The organism is Microbacterium sp. M28 (assembly GCF_025836995.1).
Lineage (GTDB): Bacteria > Actinomycetota > Actinomycetes > Actinomycetales > Microbacteriaceae > Microbacterium.
In genome coordinates, this window is record NZ_CP107546.1 from 2,671,754 (window position 1) to 2,689,525 (window position 17,772).

Below are 17,772 nucleotides of genomic sequence, written 5' to 3' on the forward strand. Positions count from 1 at the left end.
CCGCCGGGGGCACTCAGCCGACGGTTTCGAGATGCTCTTCGACGAGCGTGATGCCTCCGGTCGAGTTCGCCGAGTTCGCGAGGTCGGTGATCCAGGTCGGGCTGAGCTCGGGTGGCTCCGGCTCTTCGAACACGAAACGCAGCGGGATGGACGGGTGCAGCCAGATCGTCGATCGCCCGGCGGACTCCCCGTCCGGATGCCGCCATGACAGCGTAAAGCTCTCATTGCGGCGCAACTTCGTCGCGATGACGACCTTCAGATGCGCGAGCGCCCGATCCTCGATGCAGATCGGCTTCGCCGCGTCACCGTAGTGCAACTGTCCCATCGGGCAAGGCTATGGCCGCGGGACACGCGTCGCCGCCATCGCCCCGCTCGGCATCCGTCTGACGACGCATCCGGTGCGCGTGCTGTCATGGTGCGCGGTCTCAGCGGTGCAGACGGGCGACAACGCCGGGCAGCATCCCGTACTCGGCACGGAAGTACGCGGCGAATCGCGACGGGTGCGAGAAGCCCCAGCGCCGGGCGATGCTCGCCACCGATTCATCCGTCTGCTCGAGGTCCCTCCGGGCCCCGGCGAGACGTGCGCGCCGCAGCATCTCGCCCGGCGTCGCGTCCAGCGCCCGCTGGAACGCGCGCTGCAGCCCTCGGGTCGACATGTGCACCGCCCGCGCCACGTCGTCGACCGTCACGGGCTCGTGCGCGTTGGCCTCGATGAACGCGAGTGCGCGTCGCACCGACACGGGCGCGGCCCTGGTCTGCGGGGAACGCTCCATGGTGTCGCGGAACGAGGTCTGGAACGCGCTCAGCGTCACGGTCAGCGCATGGCGCTCGAGCGAGGCGCGCAGCACCTCGTCCGACGCCGCGCTCGATCCGAGCGCGGACAGCACGTACTCGAACGTCCGATTCCAGAGCTCCTCCGCGTCGGCATCGCGCACGGACGCATCGCGGATCGTCAGCGTGAGTCGATCGTCACCGGAGATCTGGCGTGCACAGCGCTCCGCGGCCTCGCGGTCGAAGATGAGCGCGCGCACGGTCGCCGCACCGTCCCACCGGGCGCTCACGGGCTCGCCGTCCGTGATCCACGCGCTGCCGTGCGGCAGAGGCCCCTTCGACGACTGCACCTGGGCATCGCCGCCCGTCACCCGGCACGCGAGGATCTGTGCCTCCGGTTCGACGACCGAGGCGACGCCGGCGGCGAGCTCGTAGCGCACCACCGACATCTCCGGAAGAGACGCCGACGCCCAGTCGAAGCGGAAGTCGCGCCGGTCTGCGCGTTGCAGTTGCGCGGAGGGGACGAACTGCTGCCAGGTCTCCTCCACGCGCTCCACATCCCGGGAGCGGAATCTGAGGACCGACTGCACGCTAGGACTCGATCCGCGCATTCTTGATCGTCGCACCCGCCGCGAGGAACAGGAGGGCGCCGATGACGCCGGCCACGGCCCAGACCCCGTAGTCCACCTCGACCGCGAAGATCGGATTCCAGAACACGGCCACCGCGATGAACACGATGGTCCACCACCACTGTCCCGCCTGGACGGCGAACCACGCGACGATGAGCGCCAGGATGGTGACGACGAAGCGGACGATCGTCGCTCCGAAGCCGTCCGGCACGAGCGGTGAGAGGAACAGGGCGATCGCGGCGAGGATGCCCGGCGCGAGCGCGTTGCGCTGGAGTGGCGGTTCCGATGAACGGGAGGCGTGCATGCATCCAGTCTCCCAGGTGGGCAGCGATCCGGTCCCCTGTGGAGCCCTGGCGTTTTCTGTACCGGTATAGTACCGTCTCTTCTGTACCGCTACAGAAGGGGTTCCCGATGGAACATCAGGCGATCACGACCCTCGTCCTGACCGAGCGCCAGGCCGCGCCGGAAGGCGCGCGGGATCCGCACCGACAACGACGCATCGACGCGCTGCGCGAGCGGGACCGCGTCCTGGCCGCCCGGTCCAGAGCGGATCGGAGCAGACGCGTCCGGATGGCGCTCGCCCGCTGCATCCGGCGGCTGGCGGAGGCCATCGAGCCCCGCCGACCCGACTGCGTCGCCGCCGCGCCCGATCCGTGCTGACGTCGCCTGATCTGCCGCCTCGCTCGGGCAGAATAGGCACGGAGGTGGTCGACGTGGCGCGAGTGACGCTGAAGACGATCGCCGAGCACGTCGGCGTCAGCCGCATGACGGTCTCGAACGCCTTCTCCCGACCCGACCAGCTCTCCGAAGACCTGCGTGCTCGGATTCTGATCGCCGCGGAGGAACTGGGCTATGCGGGGCCCGACCCGGCAGCGCGTGCTCTCGCACGCGGCCGCACCGGAGTGATCGGCATGGTGCTGACGAACTCGGCACGGGACGCGTTCACCGACGACGTCGCGGTGGGCTTCGTCCGCGCGGTCGCCGGCTCGTTGGCCGACGCCGGATACTCCCTCGTGCTGCTGCATTCGTCCGGCGATGACGGTGTGGTTCCGGCCCGCGACATCGCGATGGACGGCGCCATCGTCTATTCGTGCGATCCCGCGACGTCCGCGTTCACGGCGCTGCGCGAACGCCGACTGCCGATCGTGAACGTCGAAGGCTCACCGCACCCCGGCGTGCCGGATGTCGCCCTCGACAATACGACCGGCGCACGCCAGGCGGCTCAGCACCTGGTGGATCTGGGGCACACGCGCATCGCGATCGTCCTGGCCGCACTGGATGCCGACGACGCCCTCGCGTCGACGATCCCGCTCGAGACGCCGTCGACGACCATCGCGGGGCGGATGGCGGGCTGGATGGCTCCGCTCGAACGGGCCGGAATCGATCCGATCCTCATCGGCACCCCCGGCCTCGCGATCGACGATCTCCTGACCGAGCGGATCGAACGGATGCTCGATGACCCGCCGACCGCCGTCCTGGCGTTCTCCGACCTCGCCGCCCTCGAGGTCATGGAGCGCGCGAAGGCACGTGGCCTGCGCGTCCCCGAGCAGATCTCGATCATCGGCTTCGACGACAATCCGATCGCGTCACGCGTGTCTCCACCGCTGACCACCGTCCGCCAGGACATCGACGCGAAGGGCGAAGCGGCGGCGGCGACCCTGCTCGGGCTGCTGCGCGGGGAGGATGCGATCTCTCCGCATCCGCTGCCGACCGAGCTGGTGGTCAGGGCGTCCACGGCTCCTGCAGACGACAGGCCAGCGCGCCCGTAGAACCATCCCCTGCCCGCACTTCCAGGATACCGGAGGGGTGGGGGCTTGCGGCAAGGGCCCCCGTACGGCGCATACTGGTCCGTCGCGCCTGCCGAAACCCGGCGGACGCGTGCGATCGGAGCCTGCGTGAACCACCCGTCCCCCACTGTTTTCGACCTCCCCGAGCGTCTCGCCGCGAAGGCGGACCCGACCCTCATCGCCGACGACATCGACCACTTCGACCGCATCGCGGCGACACTCGAGGACGCGATCTCCTCGGCATCCGTCCGCCTGGACGCCGTCCTGCATTCCCCCGCCGGCGTCGGCGGCGCGGCCGTCGAGCGCGACCTGGAGATCCATCGACTCAACGCCCGCCTCGGGCTCCTGCGGCGCTACGGGATCGACCTGTGCCTCGGACGGATGGTCCCCGAGCAGGGCCGTCCGGTGTATATCGGACGCGTCGGACTGACGGATGCCGACGGCGAACCGCTCCTGATCGACTGGCGCGCCCCGGCCTCCGAGCCGTTCTTCGCGGCCAGTCACGGAGACCCGATGGGGCTGGCCAGTCGTCGACGCTACCGCTGGACCGGACGGCGCATCAGCGACTACTGGGACGAGGTCTTCTCCGCGGAAGGACTGGAGAACCGTGCGGCGCTGGACGACCAGTCCGCGTTCATCGCGAGCCTCGGCGCCAGCCGCTCCCCGCGCATGCGCGACGTGCTCGCGACGATCCAGTCGGACCAGGATGCGATCATCCGTGCCGGCTCCGACGGAGCGCTCGTCGTCGACGGAGGGCCCGGCACGGGCAAGACCGTTGTCGCACTGCACCGCGCCGCGTACTTCCTCTACGCCGAACCGCGCATCGCGAAGGGCGGCGGCGGAGTGCTCGTCGTGGGACCGCACGAGCCCTACCTCGCCTACGTGGACGACGTGCTGCCGAGTCTCGGCGAGGACGGCGTGCAGACGTGCACGCTGCGCGATCTGGTCCCCGAGGGCTCAGGGACCGTCGCCGAGACAGACGCTCGTGCGGCGGAGGTGAAGGCCGATGCGCGCCTTCTGGATGCCGTGCGCAACGCCGTCCACGCGTATCGACGACCGCCGCAGCACACCATGATCGTCGAGACCGAGTGGGCGGACATCCCGCTCACCCCTGACGACTGGGCCGACGCTTTCGACGCGGTCGAGCCCGGCACAGCGCACGACGACGCCCGCCCCGAGATCTGGCGCGCCATCGTCGAGATCCTGGCGCGCCGCGTCCGCGCACCGCAACGGGTCCTCGCACCGGTGCTCGCCCAGAACGCCGCTCTGGCGGCGGCGTTCGATCGGGCATGGCCGCTGCTCGACCCCGCAGCTCTCGTGGCGGCTCTCTGGTCGGATCCCGCCTTCCTGCGGCGCTGCGCCCCCTGGCTCACGGATGCCGACGTCGGCAGGCTCGTTCGCGATCGCGGCGCGGCGTGGACGACCTCCGACCTGCCCGTCCTGGATGCCGCGCGCCGCTTGATCGGCGATCCTGCGGCCGAGCAGGTCCGCCGCGAACGATCGGCCCGCCTGGCATCCGAACGCGCCTACCGTGACGACGTCTCGGACTATCTGATCGCCAGCTCCGACAACGACCTCGGCCTGATGTCGATGCTCAAGGGCGACGATCTGCGCAATTCGCTGGACGATCTCGACACGCTGCCGGAGGTCGCGGCGGATCCGCTGGCCGGACCGTTCGCGCACATCATCGTGGACGAGGCGCAGGAGCTCACCGACGCCGAATGGCAGATGCTGCTGGCCCGCTGCCCGTCGCGCAGCTTCACGATCGTCGGGGACCGCGCGCAGGCCAGGCACGGATTCACCGACACCTGGGAGAGCCGCCTCACTCGCGCCGGACTGCGCGACGTGCACGTCTCCTCCCTCACCGTGAACTACCGCACGCCGTCCGAGATCATGGCGGCGGCAGCACCCGTGATCCGCGAGGCGATCCCCGACGCGAACGTGCCGACCTCGATCCGAGACAGCGGCGTACCCGTGCGTCACGGCGAGCTGCGCGACCTGGACGAGATCCTGGCCGCCTGGCTGGACGCGAACGAGGACGGTACGGCCGCCGTGATCGGCACCGCGCCGCCGGCCGCACCGCCGCGGGTGCTCTCGCTCACGCCCGAGACCGCGAAGGGACTCGAGTTCGATCTCGTCGTGCTCATCGACCCCGAGGCGTGGGGCGACGGCGTCGAAGGCGCTGTCGACCGCTACGTCGCCATGACGCGTTCGACCCGCGAGCTCGTCATCCTGCGTACCGCTACGCTCACCCGTGAGGGATGAGCCCTCGGCTCGCCGTGGACCGCACAGCGGCACAGTGGATGGCGGGCCCGCCGGACGGACCGCAGACATCGATGGGGGAATCATGGCCACCGAGACCGACACCGCGGAGCTGCGTGCGAAGATCGCCGCTCTGGAAGCGGAGAACGACTCGCTGCGGGCGGCCACGCCGCGCCGCCGGCGCGTGCACGGCCGGAGCATCGTCGCGGGCGTCCTGCTGGTCATCGCCGTGCTCATCGCCCCCATCGCCGTGCTCGGCACCTGGGCGCGCGTGCAGCTCGTCGACACCGACCGCTTCGTCTCGACCTTCGCTCCGCTCGCCGACGACCCGCAGGTGCAGGCGTACATCTCGGACCAGGCGATGGCGGCCATCGACGAGAACCTGGACATCCAGGGCATCGTCGACGATCTCGCCGACGGCCTGACCCAACTCGACCTGCCGCCGCGCGCCGAGAGCGCGATCCAGCTGCTCACCGTCCCGGCCGCGCAGGGCATCCGCGGGCTGATCGACGACGCCGTCGACAGGGTCGTGACGTCCGAGGTGTTCGCGGATGTCTGGGAGACGACGCTGCGCGAGACGCACTCGCGCGCCATCGCGATCATCCAGGGCCAGGAGGGCACGGCGATCACGCTCGGCGACGACGGCACGATCGCGATCGATCTGGGCGTCGTGGTGAGCAAGGTCAAGGAGTACATGGTCGACAACGGCTTCGGCTTCGCCGACGCCATCCCGGAGATCCAGAAGAGCATCCCTCTGGCGACCGCGGATTCGTTCGCCCTGATCCGCACCCTCTACCAGGTGGCGACGGCCGCCGGATACTGGCTGCCCTGGGTGGTGCTCGGGCTCCTCGTGGCCGGCGTCGCGCTCTCGATCCGCAAACCGAGGGCGGTGGTCGCGACCGGCGCGGGACTCGCGATCGCGTTCCTCGCTCTGCTGGCAGGCTTCAGCATCGGCAAGCAGTTCTTCATCGGCGCCGTCAGCCCGTCGGTGATGCCTGCCGGCACCGCCACCGTCGTGTTCGATCAGGTGATCGAGCTGATGAACTCCACCCTCGTCGCCCTGACGGTCCTCGCGCTGCTCATCGCCCTCGGGGCCTGGTTGAGCGGGCCGTGGCGCCCGGCGCGGGCGCTCCGGCGGATCGGACAGGACACGGAGAACACCGTGCGCCGGACCGCCGAACGCTACGGCCTGAGCACGGGCGCGTTCGGCGCGTTCCTCGACAGGGCCGCCTCCGCGCTGCGCGTGATCATCGTGCTCGGCGCCGTCGCGATTCTCTTCCTGTCCCGACCGATCACGATCGGCGGCGTGCTCTGGACCCTGTTCGGCGTGCTGCTGCTCCTCCTGCTCATCGAGGTCCTGCGCCGCCCGGCCGCTGCGCCGGACGCCGAGGTCGTCGCGCCCGTCGACCCCGCCGCGGAGGAATCGGTGGAGCGGACCGCGGTCTGAGCCCGATGCCATGAGGATTCCTGCGCGCGTGCGGACGTACCTGGGCCGCTTCGGCGGACGCAGGACGCTGCGAAAGGACCTCGTCGCAGGTGTCGCGCTCGGGGTGGAGAGCGTGCCGGACGGCCTCGCCGCGGGCGTCCTCGCCGGCGTCAATCCCCTGTTCGGACTGAACGCCTACATGATCGGCACGTTCACGGGGGCGCTCACCACCGGTTCGGTGTTCATGAGCGTGCAGGCGACCGGCGCCATGTCCGTCATCCTCGCCGACGTGCCCGAGATGCAGGGCCCCCTCGCCGCGACCGCGATCGCGACCGTCACGGTCATGGCCGGGCTCATCATGCTGGGCCTCGGTCTGGCACGGCTCGGCAGCCTCGTGCGCTTCATCCCGACGGCTGTGCTCATCGGGTTCGTCAACGCCGTCGCGATCAACATCGTCCTCGGCCAGCTCGACAACCTCACGGGCTTCACCAGCACGGGGGCCAACCGCCTAGTGCGGGCCCTGGACAGCGCGCTGGGGATGGCGCACTTCAGCTGGCCTTCGCTGATCGTCGGCGCGCTGACCGCCGCCGTCATCCTCGTGCTCGAACGCACCCGTCTCGGCGCACTGGCGATGGTCGTCGCGGTCGTCGCCGGCTCGGCTGCCGCGCTGCTCATGCCGAACCAATCGGTCGCGACGGTCGGCGACCTCGCTGAGGTCACCCGATCGCTTCCCGGCCTGTCGCTGCCCGATCCGCTGCTCGTCCTGTCGCTCATCGTCCCCGCGCTCTCGCTCGCCCTCGTCGGGCTCGTCCAGGGCGCGGCGATCTCGGGTTCGGTGCCGAACCCCGACGGCACCTATCCGAACGCGTCGGCGGACTTCCGCGGCCAGGGCATCGCCAACATCGCGACGGGGATGCTGCAGGGCATGCCGGTCGGCGGATCGATGTCCGCGACGGCACTGGTGCGTGCGGCCGGCGCGAAGACCGCTCTCGCGAACCTGACGGCCGGCGTCGTCATGCTCGTGACGCTTCTGGTGTGCGGCCCGCTCATCGAATACGTCGCCATGCCGGCGCTCGCCGCGCTGCTGATCCTCATCGGCATCCGGACGTTCAAGTTCCACCAGATCACGATGGTGTGGCGCACCGGAGCCATGCAGATCGCCGTGTTCCTCGTGACCTTCGTGCTGACGCTGCTGATCCCGTTGCAGTACGCGGTGCTCGTCGGCGTCGGGCTGTCGATCGTGATGCACATCGCCCGGCAGTCCAACCGGATCCGCGTCCTGCGGTGGGTGTTCGACGACGAGGGGTTCCACCCGCGCGAGGTCGCCCCGCCGTCCGAGCTGCCGCCGGGCGAGACCGTGATCCTCACCGCGTACGGGAGCCTGTTCTTCGCGTCGGCGCAGTCCTTCCGCGCTCAGCTGCCGCAGCCGACCGCCGACTCCGCCGGGGCGACCGTGATCATGCGACTGCGCGGCACGGAAGAGCTCGGTGTGACGTTCCTCACGATGATCCGCGACTACGCGGCCGAGCTGCGCAGGCACGGGGCGACGTTGATGATCACGGGCGTCGAACCGCGCCTGGCCCACCAGTTCACGGCGACCGGCGTCGGGGCGATCATCGGCGAGGAGAACATCTTCCCGTTGCGCCGCCGTTTCGGCGACTCCCTGGACGAAGCTCTGGCGGCGATCCGGGACCGCGGGATCCCCTACGATGGCGATCATGACCGCTGAGATGCCGATCGGCACCCGCCTCGATTCGTCCGAGATCGCGTACCTGCGCGCCCCGAAGTTCAACCGTCACACCTTCTGGTGCGGTCAGAGCGGATCCGGCAAGACGTATGCGCTCGGCGTCGTGCTCGAGCAGGTCCTGCTGCACACGCGCCTGCCCCTGGTGGTGCTCGACCCGAACTCGGATTTCGTGCATCTGGACACCCCGCAGGACGACGCGCCCGAGGGCGCCGCGGCGCAATTGGCATCGCGCGATGTGCGCATCCTCCGCCCCGGGAGCACGGGCGAGGACCACCTGCAGGTGCGTTTCGTCGACATGGACATCCGCTCACGCGCCGCCGTCCTGCAGCTGGACCCGGTGCTGGACGCCGAGGAGTACAACGCGATGCTGCGCGTCGGCGCCGAGTTTACGATGCGCGACGATCACAACCTCGCGGAGTGGCTCGAAGCCCACGGCGATCCGATGATCCGGCGCCTCGCGCTGCGTCTTCGCAACCTCGGGGTGCTGGAATGGGACATGTGGGCCTGGGGCGGCCACGACGTCACGGACACCGTCAACGAGCTTCCGGATGCGACCGTCGTCGACCTCGGCGGCTTCGGCTCAGCGGCCCAGCTCCAGACCACAGCGCTGGCCGTGCTTGATCGACTGTGGGCGCAGCGCCACGAGCGCACCGGTCGCCTCGTCGTGATCGATGAAGCGCACAACCTGGCCTCCCCCGAGGCCGACACTCCTCTGGCCAGGGCGCTGACCGAGCGCATCGTGCAGATCGCCGCAGAGGGGCGCAAATACGGGATCTGGCTGCTGCTGTCGACCCAGCGTCCGTCGAAGCTGCATCCCAACGTCATCTCCCAGTGCGACAACCTCGCGCTGATGAAGATGAGCTCGACGCGAGACCTCGACGAGCTCGGCCAGATCTTCGGCTTCACACCGTCCGAGCTGCTGGACCGGGCACCGCAGTTCCAGCAGGGGCAGGCGCTGTTCGCCGGGGGGTTCGCTGCGGAGCCGCAACTCGTGCAGATGGGCGCGCGTCTCACGCGCGAGGGCGGGTCGGACGTCCCCATCGGCATCCGCTGAGATACTGGGGCCATGGTCCCCCAGCCAGCCCCGTCGGCTCGCACCCGCGGCGTCCGATTCCGGCCGCCGGTGCAGCAGCGCGGCCACCTGCAGCGACCACGCCTCACGGAGCAGTTGGACGCCCGCCTCGCCGAGAATCAGACGACTCTGGTCGTGGCCCCGAGCGGCTACGGGAAGACCTCGGCCGTCGCGGAATGGGCCGCGTCGCAGCATCACCGCGTGGCCTGGCTGACGCTGGGCACCTGGGACACCGACCGCGCACATCTGGACGTCAGCGTGCTGCGGGCCCTGCAGGGCCTGGCGCGCGAGACAGGTCGTCCGGAACTCGGCGAGCTTCTCGGCATCCCGTCGGATGAGGTCGACCCGGCGCTCGCGTTCGACATCGTCTCTGAAGTGCTGACGCAGCTGGACGAGTCGATCGTGCTGGTCGTCGACGACGCGCATCGCGCCAGGGACGAGCTGTCGGAAGGTCTGCTCGGCGCGTTCATCCGCGGCGAGTGCGAACAGCTCCAGGTGATCGTCGTCGGCACCGGCTACGTCGAGATCGCGTTGAGTCGCGTCGCTCTCACGCGGACGAGCTGCGTCATCCGGCCGAAGGACCTCGCCTTCTCGCGCGAGGAGATCCACTCGCTCTATGCGTCCGAGGATGCCGTGGTGGATGCGGACGCCGTCCTCGCGGAGACCAGCGGCTGGCCGATCGCGCTGCGTTTCGTGCAGCTGAGCGGGGTCCGGCCGGTCTCGGCCGACGACCACGACGAGCCGCTTCTGCGCCGTTACGTCCGCGATCACGTCATCGCCTCGCTGCCCGACGACCTGGCCGCCTTCGTCCTGGACTCCTCGGTGTGCCGCGTGCTCACCCCTGCGCTCGCCGCCGAGATCTCGGGAACCGCCGACGGCTCGGCACTGCTGGAGCGCTGCACCGAGATGGGGCTCTTTCTCGACAGGTTCGAAACGGCATCCGGACCGGCGTATCGATGGCACGGGATCGCCGCCCGGCAGTTCCGTCGCCTTCTCGACCAGGCACGGCCCGCTCGCCGCGGTGAAGTGCTGCGCCTGGCGGCCGCGCATCTGCGCGATGAGGATCCGCTCGCGGCGGCGCAGTACCTGTGCGACGCCGGCGACACCGAGGATGCGGTTCGGCTCGTGGCCGAGCACTGGGTCGCGCTGGCCGTCGGCTCCCGAGCTCATGCACTCGACAGCTGGTGCGCGATGCTGTCGGGAGAGTACGCGGATGACCCCAGAGTGCTGTTGATGCGGGCGTGCGCTCAGGACGTCGTCGGCAACCGGGACGTCGCGGAGATGTTCGCCGCGAGAGCGCAGGCACGGGCCGACGCGGTGGACGCCGACGAGTACGCCGCGATGCGCGCGCACGCCGATCTCTTCCTCATCGACGATCGGCAGGAGCTGAGGCGCTCGGCCGAGGTCGTGCGCACGCGGCTGGCGCAGGCCGAATCACTGGGCACGAGCGACCGCGCCGCGCTGCTGTATCTGCTCGGCTGGTCGGAGCTGCGTCATCGCACGGCACCGGAGCTGATCCTGCAGCTGTTCTCCTCGGCCGCACGCGAAGCCAGGGCCTCGGGTCAGGAGACGCTGGAGCAGCGCTCCCTGGGACATCTCGCCTTCTCGCTGGCCGGGGCAGGCCAGCTCGTGCGGACGGACGAGGTGCTCGCCGACGGGATCGAGCAGCGCGACGACGCGGGGTGGTCCGCGTATGCGGGTGGCAGTGCGGCGACGGCATCCGGTTTCGCCGCCTACTGGCGGGATGACCTGGAGCGCGCGCACACGGATCTGACGAGAGCGACGCGCAGCGGGGGCTCGAACCGCTCGTTCGCAGGGATCGCCCGGATGATGCTGGCGTTCACCGCCGCCGCCACCCGCGACCCGTACGCCTGTCAGCACGCGGCGAGAGAACTGCAGGCCCTGCCGCAGACGATGCAGCAGGGCGTCTCGTGGCCGGCGTTCCGGCACGCGGCCCTGGCCACCCTGTTCGAGGCGAGCGGGCGGCGCGAGCAGGCGCTGAAGATCGTCGCGCAGTACGAGGACGCCGACGACCTGCCGCTGGTCACGGCCATCCTCGCCGGCATCGCCGAACGGATGGGGCGCCCGCAGCTCGCGCTGCAGATGCTGCGTCGGATCGAGCGCTACGACGCGATCTCCTACATCCGGGTCACTCGCATGCTGGTCGAAGGCGTTCTGCACTGGCGCGCCGACCGCTTGGCGCAGGCGCATGACGTCATCGAAGCCGCACTGGAGCTGGCCGTCGCGGAGAACCTGCGCCGTCCGTTCGCCGGCGGCGGCCTCGACATCCGCCAGGTGCTCACCGAGCATCTCGCCTGGGGGACGGAGCACGAGGCGTTCATCACCTCCTGCCTCGCCCCGAAGACGGTGGGCGGATCTCTCCAGGTGCTGTCCGAGCGCGAACGGGAGGTCTTCGCGCAGCTGCGGACGACGCGGACGATGCAGGAGATCGCCGCGGGCCTCGGCGTCTCGATCAACACGATCAAGACGCACCAGCGCGCGATCTACCGCAAGCTCGGGGTCGCGTCGCGTCGCGAGGCCGTCCGTCTCTACGCCTGAGCGGTCAGTCGTCCGCAGCCATGTCGACGATCGTGTTCACGACGGATGCCGGGATGCGCTCCGCCGCGAGGACCGCGCTGCCGTCGTGCTCGAGCTCCTCGGCCAGTTCTCGCGCCCACAGCAGCTCGAGGACGACGACTGCCGCCGAACCCCCGGAGGGCAGCCGTTCGGCGATCGCGGTGAGGTCCTCGTCCCCGACCAGGCCGGGGGCGTGCAGTTCGAGTCCGTCCAGCGCGAAGCCGTCGCGGTCGATCTCCTCGATCGACACGACACCGGACGCGCTCCGCGACAGCACGACGAAGTCCAGCAGCCGCACCACGCCGTCGGAGACCTGAGCGGCGAGGGCGTGCAGGACGCCGGCAGAGGGCACGGGCTCCCGCAGCGAGATCACAGTGAGCTCCACCGGTCCGTACTGCACAGGCGCGAGCGAGGCGCTGCTGCCGGTCATGAACGGGCTCCCTCCCCTCGACAGGATGCGTCTGCGAGGATGCTGGCACCGCCGGGTGGCGACGAGCACCGGGAGTCATCCCGGAGGGGTGAGATGCGTCACCCGTGCCAGGCGCCGACCCACTCGTCCCAGCCGGGCCCGCCTTCGAGCGCGACACCCTCCGCGGCCTGCGCGCTCGTGGCGCTCGTGCTCGTGGAGCTGCGCACTGCGGCACCGATCGTCGACGTGCGCACCTTCCGCCACGGGCCTCTCGTGCTCATCAGCGTGCTGACCGTCGCCGTCGGCTTCGGGTCGGCGGCGGCTGCGCCGGTGGTCGCTGCACTGCTGGCGGCCTCCGTCGCTGATGCGGCAACGGGCTACGCGATCGTGTTCTGGGTGGCCGTCGGCGCGAGCGCCGTGGGTGCCGCGGCATCCGTCGCCCTGGTCGCACGGGCGCGGCGCAGGACGGCGTGAGCCAAGAACTTCCGATCGGAGGTTTTCGGCCTTCGGCCGGTATCATCGGGATATGACCGACGCCGAGGCCGACTCCCCCCGCACGCGCGGCCGATACCCGAAGGGCATCGCCCGGCGGCAGGAGATCCTCGACAAGGCGATCGACGTCTTCGCGAAGCGCGGCTCCCAGAAGACGAGCCTGCGGGCGATCGCGCAGGAGGTCGGCGTGACCCACGCGGCGCTCACGCACTACTTCGGGTCCCTCGAGGAACTCCTCGTCGAGGTCTACCGCGAGTCGCAGCGCCGCCCGGACAACGGCAAGCAGCCCCCCGCCGCGTCGAGCCCCGCGATGGCGATGCGCGTGTCCGCCGAGAAGAACCGCAGCATCCCCGGCCTCGTCCAGCTCTACTCGACACTGACGGCCATGGCGCTCGAGGACAACCACCCGGCGGCGCAGGAATTCATCACGGACCGCTTCGCGCGCCTTCGGGAGGAGATCTCGCGGCAAGTGATCGAGCTGCAGGACTCCGGGCATCTGCGCGCGGATCTCGACCCGGCCCACGTGGCGGCCCTGGTCATCGCGGCATCCGACGGCCTGCAGACGCAGTGGCTGCTCGACGGCGCCGTCGACCACGAAGGCGCGCTGGAGATGCTCGACCGGCTGCTGACCGGCGGACGCTGATCCGTCGCCGGCGGGAGCCGGGCCTCCCGCACGCGCGAACGACGAAACCGCGGGCCGGCAGTCTGCAGACTGTCGGACCCACGGTCTCGTGAACTCAGAGAGTCGAGGCGAACGGGTCGAAGCCCGCCGGGAGCAGCGGCACTGGGGCGACCGTGCTCTCCACCACCACGGTCTTGCCTGTGGCGGCGGATTCCTCGGCCGACAGCAGGATGTCGAGCACGTGGAAGCCGAGCTCGCCCGAGGCGACGTGCGGACGCTTCTCCGCGATCGCGCGGACCATGTCCAGCGCGCCGATGCCTCGGCCCACCTCGACGTCGTCGTGCTCGATCTCGATCCACTCCTGCTGGAACGACATGCCGTCGCGGATCACGCCGAGCGGCTTGACGTACGCGATACGACCGGCGAACTGGTTCGGGTCGGCGATCACGATCGTTCCCTCGGTGCCGTGGATCTCCACGATTCCGTGACGCTCGAGCGCCGAGTCGAAGCTCAGCAGGCTCTGTGCCTGCGCGCCCTGCTCGAACGCCGTGACGATCTGGATCGTCGACGGCACCTCGACCGGGAACGTCGTCCCGGCGGCCGGCCCCGTGTGGATCTCGCGCTCCTCGCGAGCCTTCGAACCGACGGCCGACACACGATCGACCGGGCCGAGCAGGCTCACGAGGGCCGAGAAGTAGTACGGCCCCATGTCGAGCAGCGGACCGGCACCCTTGGCGAAGAGGAACGCCGGACTCGGGTGCCACAGGTCGGGTCCCTGCGTCTGGAATGCGGTCTGGGCGAACAGCGGACGGCCGATGATGCCCTCATCGATCGCGCGTCGCGCCGCCTGGAAAGCGGGGCCGAGCAGCGTGTCCGGCGCCGAGCCGACCCGCAGGCCGGCCGCGTCCGCTTCGCGCAGGAGCTCGGCGGCGCCTTCGCGGTCAAGGCCGAGCGGCTTCTCGGTCCAGACGTGCTTGCCCGCGGCGATCGCAGCACGCGAGACCTCGATGTGCACGGCCGGGATGGTGAGGTTGATGACGAGGTCCACACCTGGGTGGGCGAGGACGTCCTCGGCGGAGCCGGATGCCGGCACACCGTACTTCTCCGCCTGGGCCTGGGCGCGGTCGAGCAGCAGGTCGCCGACGATGCGCACCTCGACGTCCGGGAACGACGAGAGGTTGGTGAGGTAGGTGTCGCTGATGACACCGACGCCGATGATTCCGATGCCGACGACGCTCATCGCGCGAAACCGCCTTCGATGAGGAACGAGTAGCTCGCTGCGATGTCGGCGAACACGTCGCCCGGCGCGTTGTCGTACTCGATCACGGCGTACTTGAGGGCGGATGCCGCCTTCAGCGCATCGGCGAGCGGCACGTCACCGAGGCCGGCGTGCCGCTGGTCGAGGGAGTCGGAACCGAACTTGTCGGCGCCGGGGGCGAACGGGTTGCTCGCGGGGGCCACGCCGTCCTTGACGTGCACCGCGACCAGTCGGTCGCCGAGGCGCGAGGTGAGGGCGACGACGTCCTGGCCGCCCACGAGCGCCCAGTACAGGTCGAGCTCGATGACGACGCGCTCGTCCGTCAGCGACACGAAACGCTCGTAGGCCGTCTCGCCGTCGAAGTCCGCGATGAACTCCTGGGCGTGGTTGTGGTAGCCCACCTCGAGGCCGAACTCGGCCGCCTTCTCGACGAGGACGTTGAGTCGGTCGGCGATGTCGGTGACGCCCTCGAGCGTCAGCCAGCGCTCCGGAGCGACGAAGGGGTCGATGACGGTCTTGAGACCGACCTTGGCTGCTGCCTCGAAGACGACCTCGGGGGCCGGCGTCGGGATGGATCCGTCCGGCGTCCACAGCTCGTCCGAGAGCAGCGGGGCGTGGCCGGTGGGCGAGGCGAGGCCCGAGGCGTCCAGCGCGGCGCGGATCTCGTCCGGGCGGCGCACGAAGTCGAACGCCTCCACATTGCGCAGGCCGAGCGCGGCGAGCTTGTCGAGCGAGCCCTCCATATCGGCGGAGAACTCCGCCGCGAGCGTGTACAGCTGGATCGAGGCTTCTGGCAGGGCCACGGTGACCTTCCTTCTTTGACGTGAGTGAGGGCCTCCGACGGCCCAGCGGTCAGAATAGCAGAAACCTCCACATGGAAGTTATTCGAATACCGCGGTAGCATCGAGCATGCCCGCGAAAGCGTTTTCCAACACGTCCACCGGAACGATACGCATCGTTCAGGGGCCGCGCCCGGCGCGTTCGGTGCTGCGGCTGCTCGCCCGTCGCCCCGGACGCATCACGATCGCGTTGATCGCGTTCGCGCTCAAGGAGATCCCGCTGTGGTTCCTCCCCGTCGTGACCGCCAGGATCATCGATCTCGTCGCCACGGACGGCGACGTGTCGACCCTGCTGATGTGGTTCGCGATCGCCGCCGTGCTTCTCGTGCAGAACTATCCGAACCACATCGTCTACACCCGCAACTTCATGACCGTCGTGCGCGACACCGGTGCCGACCTGCGCAACGCCCTGGCCGCGCGGCTGCAGAGCCTGTCGATCGGATACCACACGCGCGTGAGCTCGTCCATCGTGCAGACGAAGGTCGTGCGAGACGTCGAGAACGTCGAACTGATGCTCCAGCAGCTGACCCACCCGCTGCTGTCCGCGACCATGGTGCTCATCGGCGCGATCACGATGACGGCCATCGCGGTGCCGGAGTTCCTGCCCGTCTATGCCCTCGCGGTGCCGATCGCGCTCGTGCTCCGCTGGGCGCTGAGTCGGCGGTCGCGAGCGCGCAACGAGGTGTTCCGCCGCGAAGTCGAGGGCTTCGCCTCGCGCGTGGGCGAGATGGCCTCGCTCATCCCGGTGACGAGGGCGCACGGCCTCGAGCAGACGGCGGTGTCCCGCGTCGCCGCGAGCGCCGATGGCGTGCGCAGAGCCGGGCTGCACCTGGACATGCTCAACGGCCACGTCGCGTCGATCTCCTGGGTCACGATGCAGTTGCTCGGGCTGGGTTGCCTCGCGCTCGCCGGCATCTTCGCGCTGACCGGCATCCTGCCCATCACGCCTGGCGAGGTCGTCCTGCTGTCGTCGTACTTCGCGCTGCTCACGCAGGGCCTGACCTCCCTGCTCATGCTCATCCCGGTCGGGGCGCGGGGGCTGGAATCGATGCGCTCGATCTCGGAGGTGCTGCAGGAGCCGGACCTCGAGCAGAACGCCGGCAAGCAGCCGGTCGGTTCCGTCTCGGGGCACGTGCAGCTCGAAAGGGTGTCGCACCGCTACCCCGGTGCGGACCAGGATGCCGTGCACGACGTCACCCTCGACATCCCGCCGGGGCAAACCGTGGCGTTCGTCGGCTCATCCGGCTCTGGTAAGTCGACGATGCTCAATCTCGTGCTCGGCTTCGTGCGCCCCACCGGTGGGCGCATCCTGCTGGACGGACTCGACATGCAGGACGTCGACATGCGCACGGTTCGACGGTGGATGTCAGTGGTGCCGCAGGAGTCGGTGCTGTTCGAGGGGAGCATCCGGGAGAACATCGCGTACGGTCTCGACAACCCGCCGGAGGATCAGTTGCGCCGCGCGCTGGTCGACTCGAACGCCGCCGAGTTCGTCGACCGTCTGCCCGACGGCTGGGAGACGGTCGTCGGAGAACGAGGATCCCGACTGTCCGGCGGACAGCGGCAGCGGCTGGCGATCGCCAGAGCGCTGGTGCGCGATCCGCGCATCCTGCTGCTCGACGAGGCGACGTCAGCGCTCGACCCTGAATCGGAAGGGCTCGTGAAGGAGGCGCTGAACCGGCTCATGAAGGGACGCACCACGCTCGTCGTGGCGCACCGCCTGTCGACGATCCGCGAGGCGGACCGGATCGTCGTGCTCGAGCACGGCCGGATCGTCGAACAGGGCGATCACTCGACGCTCCTGGCCGCGCAGGGCCGCTACGCACAGCTGCACGCGACGCAGTCGGGCATCACCGACGGTCCGTAGCCGCGTCCGGAGCG

General features: G+C 69.9%; 16 protein-coding genes. 10 read left to right on the forward strand and 6 right to left on the reverse strand.

Annotated features, from left to right (window positions below; translation table 11 throughout):
* Nucleotides 1–13: 13 nt before the first annotated feature.
* The 3 genes from OED01_RS13050 to OED01_RS13060 form a co-directional block, all read right to left on the reverse strand.
* On the reverse strand, nucleotides 14–325 hold the full coding sequence (locus OED01_RS13050; protein WP_264155714.1) for a DUF7882 family protein: 312 nt from the start codon (nucleotides 323–325) through the stop codon (nucleotides 14–16).
* Between the two features lie 100 nt (nucleotides 326–425).
* Entirely contained in the window at nucleotides 426–1,361 is a 936-nt protein-coding gene (locus OED01_RS13055; protein WP_264155715.1) for a helix-turn-helix domain-containing protein, read from the reverse strand.
* Nucleotide 1,362: 1 nt separating this feature from the next.
* On the reverse strand, nucleotides 1,363–1,704 hold the full coding sequence (locus tag OED01_RS13060; RefSeq protein ID WP_264155716.1) for a DUF6804 family protein: 342 nt from the start codon (nucleotides 1,702–1,704) through the stop codon (nucleotides 1,363–1,365).
* A 107-nt stretch (nucleotides 1,705–1,811) separates the two neighbouring features.
* Here OED01_RS13060 and OED01_RS13065 point away from each other — a divergent pair, with 107 nt between their 5' ends.
* From OED01_RS13065 to OED01_RS13095, 7 genes are all read left to right on the forward strand, one after another.
* Nucleotides 1,812–2,060 carry a hypothetical protein gene (locus OED01_RS13065; RefSeq protein ID WP_264155717.1) on the forward strand — a complete coding sequence of 83 codons (249 nt, stop codon included), beginning with the start codon at nucleotides 1,812–1,814 and terminating at the stop codon, nucleotides 2,058–2,060.
* Nucleotides 2,061–2,113: 53 nt separating this feature from the next.
* Complete coding sequence (locus OED01_RS13070) at nucleotides 2,114–3,169, forward strand: LacI family DNA-binding transcriptional regulator (RefSeq protein WP_264155718.1); 1,056 nt, start codon at nucleotides 2,114–2,116, stop codon at nucleotides 3,167–3,169.
* Nucleotides 3,170–3,295: 126 nt separating this feature from the next.
* Nucleotides 3,296–5,452, forward strand: coding sequence for an RNA polymerase recycling motor ATPase HelR (gene helR, locus OED01_RS13075; protein WP_264155719.1), 2,157 nt, complete (start codon nucleotides 3,296–3,298; stop codon nucleotides 5,450–5,452).
* A gap of 82 nt (nucleotides 5,453–5,534) precedes the next feature.
* On the forward strand, nucleotides 5,535–6,896 hold the full coding sequence (locus OED01_RS13080; RefSeq protein WP_264155720.1) for a hypothetical protein: 1,362 nt from the start codon (nucleotides 5,535–5,537) through the stop codon (nucleotides 6,894–6,896).
* 28 nt (nucleotides 6,897–6,924) lie between these two features.
* Nucleotides 6,925–8,604 (forward strand): SulP family inorganic anion transporter, encoded by a 1,680-nt coding sequence (locus OED01_RS13085; protein ID WP_264155721.1) that lies wholly within the window; start codon nucleotides 6,925–6,927, stop codon nucleotides 8,602–8,604.
* Nucleotides 8,594–9,676, forward strand: coding sequence for an ATP-binding protein (locus OED01_RS13090; RefSeq protein ID WP_264155722.1), 1,083 nt, complete (start codon nucleotides 8,594–8,596; stop codon nucleotides 9,674–9,676). Before OED01_RS13085 ends, OED01_RS13090 begins: the two co-directional genes overlap by 11 nt.
* 12 nt (nucleotides 9,677–9,688) lie before the next feature.
* On the forward strand, nucleotides 9,689–12,253 hold the full coding sequence (locus OED01_RS13095) for a LuxR C-terminal-related transcriptional regulator (protein WP_264155723.1): 2,565 nt from the start codon (nucleotides 9,689–9,691) through the stop codon (nucleotides 12,251–12,253).
* 4 nt (nucleotides 12,254–12,257) lie between these two features.
* Here the strand turns inward: OED01_RS13095 and OED01_RS13100 are convergent, their stop codons facing one another.
* Entirely contained in the window at nucleotides 12,258–12,701 is a 444-nt protein-coding gene (locus OED01_RS13100) for a DUF6325 family protein (protein WP_264155724.1), read from the reverse strand.
* Nucleotides 12,702–12,878: 177 nt separating this feature from the next.
* Between OED01_RS13100 and OED01_RS13105 the strand changes: the two genes are divergently transcribed.
* Nucleotides 12,879–13,154, forward strand: a complete 276-nt coding sequence (locus OED01_RS13105) for a hypothetical protein (protein WP_264155725.1) — start codon at nucleotides 12,879–12,881, stop codon at nucleotides 13,152–13,154.
* 52 nt (nucleotides 13,155–13,206) lie between these two features.
* Entirely contained in the window at nucleotides 13,207–13,815 is a 609-nt protein-coding gene (locus OED01_RS13110; RefSeq protein WP_264155726.1) for a TetR/AcrR family transcriptional regulator, read from the forward strand.
* Between the two features lie 94 nt (nucleotides 13,816–13,909).
* Here the strand turns inward: OED01_RS13110 and OED01_RS13115 are convergent, their stop codons facing one another.
* Together OED01_RS13115 and OED01_RS13120 are read right to left on the reverse strand one after the other, a co-directional pair.
* Nucleotides 13,910–15,034, reverse strand: coding sequence for a Gfo/Idh/MocA family protein (locus OED01_RS13115; protein ID WP_264155727.1), 1,125 nt, complete (start codon nucleotides 15,032–15,034; stop codon nucleotides 13,910–13,912).
* Nucleotides 15,031–15,855 carry a sugar phosphate isomerase/epimerase family protein gene (locus OED01_RS13120; protein ID WP_264155728.1) on the reverse strand — a complete coding sequence of 275 codons (825 nt, stop codon included), beginning with the start codon at nucleotides 15,853–15,855 and terminating at the stop codon, nucleotides 15,031–15,033. The genes OED01_RS13115 and OED01_RS13120 overlap by 4 nt, the downstream gene beginning before the upstream one ends.
* A 106-nt stretch (nucleotides 15,856–15,961) precedes the next feature.
* On the opposite strand from OED01_RS13120, the gene OED01_RS13125 reads away from it, so the two are divergent.
* The gene (locus tag OED01_RS13125; protein ID WP_264155729.1) at nucleotides 15,962–17,758 is read left to right on the forward strand and encodes an ABC transporter ATP-binding protein; all 1,797 of its coding nucleotides are present in this window, start codon (nucleotides 15,962–15,964) and stop codon (nucleotides 17,756–17,758) included.
* The last annotated feature ends 14 nt before the right edge of the window (nucleotides 17,759–17,772 follow it).

Coding starts and splice junctions, on each gene's coding strand:
- OED01_RS13050 (WP_264155714.1), bottom strand. CDS start 325: ATGGGACAGTTGCACTACGGTGACGCGGCGAAGCCGATCTGCATCGAG.
- OED01_RS13060 (WP_264155716.1), bottom strand. CDS start 1,704: ATGCACGCCTCCCGTTCATCGGAACCGCCACTCCAGCGCAACGCGCTC.
- OED01_RS13065 (WP_264155717.1), top strand. CDS start 1,812: ATGGAACATCAGGCGATCACGACCCTCGTCCTGACCGAGCGCCAGGCC.
- OED01_RS13080 (WP_264155720.1), top strand. CDS start 5,535: ATGGCCACCGAGACCGACACCGCGGAGCTGCGTGCGAAGATCGCCGCT.
- OED01_RS13090 (WP_264155722.1), top strand. CDS start 8,594: ATGACCGCTGAGATGCCGATCGGCACCCGCCTCGATTCGTCCGAGATC.
- OED01_RS13095 (WP_264155723.1), top strand. CDS start 9,689: ATGGTCCCCCAGCCAGCCCCGTCGGCTCGCACCCGCGGCGTCCGATTC.
- OED01_RS13100 (WP_264155724.1), bottom strand. CDS start 12,701: ATGACCGGCAGCAGCGCCTCGCTCGCGCCTGTGCAGTACGGACCGGTG.
- OED01_RS13110 (WP_264155726.1), top strand. CDS start 13,207: ATGACCGACGCCGAGGCCGACTCCCCCCGCACGCGCGGCCGATACCCG.
- OED01_RS13115 (WP_264155727.1), bottom strand. CDS start 15,034: ATGAGCGTCGTCGGCATCGGAATCATCGGCGTCGGTGTCATCAGCGAC.
- OED01_RS13125 (WP_264155729.1), top strand. CDS start 15,962: ATGCCCGCGAAAGCGTTTTCCAACACGTCCACCGGAACGATACGCATC.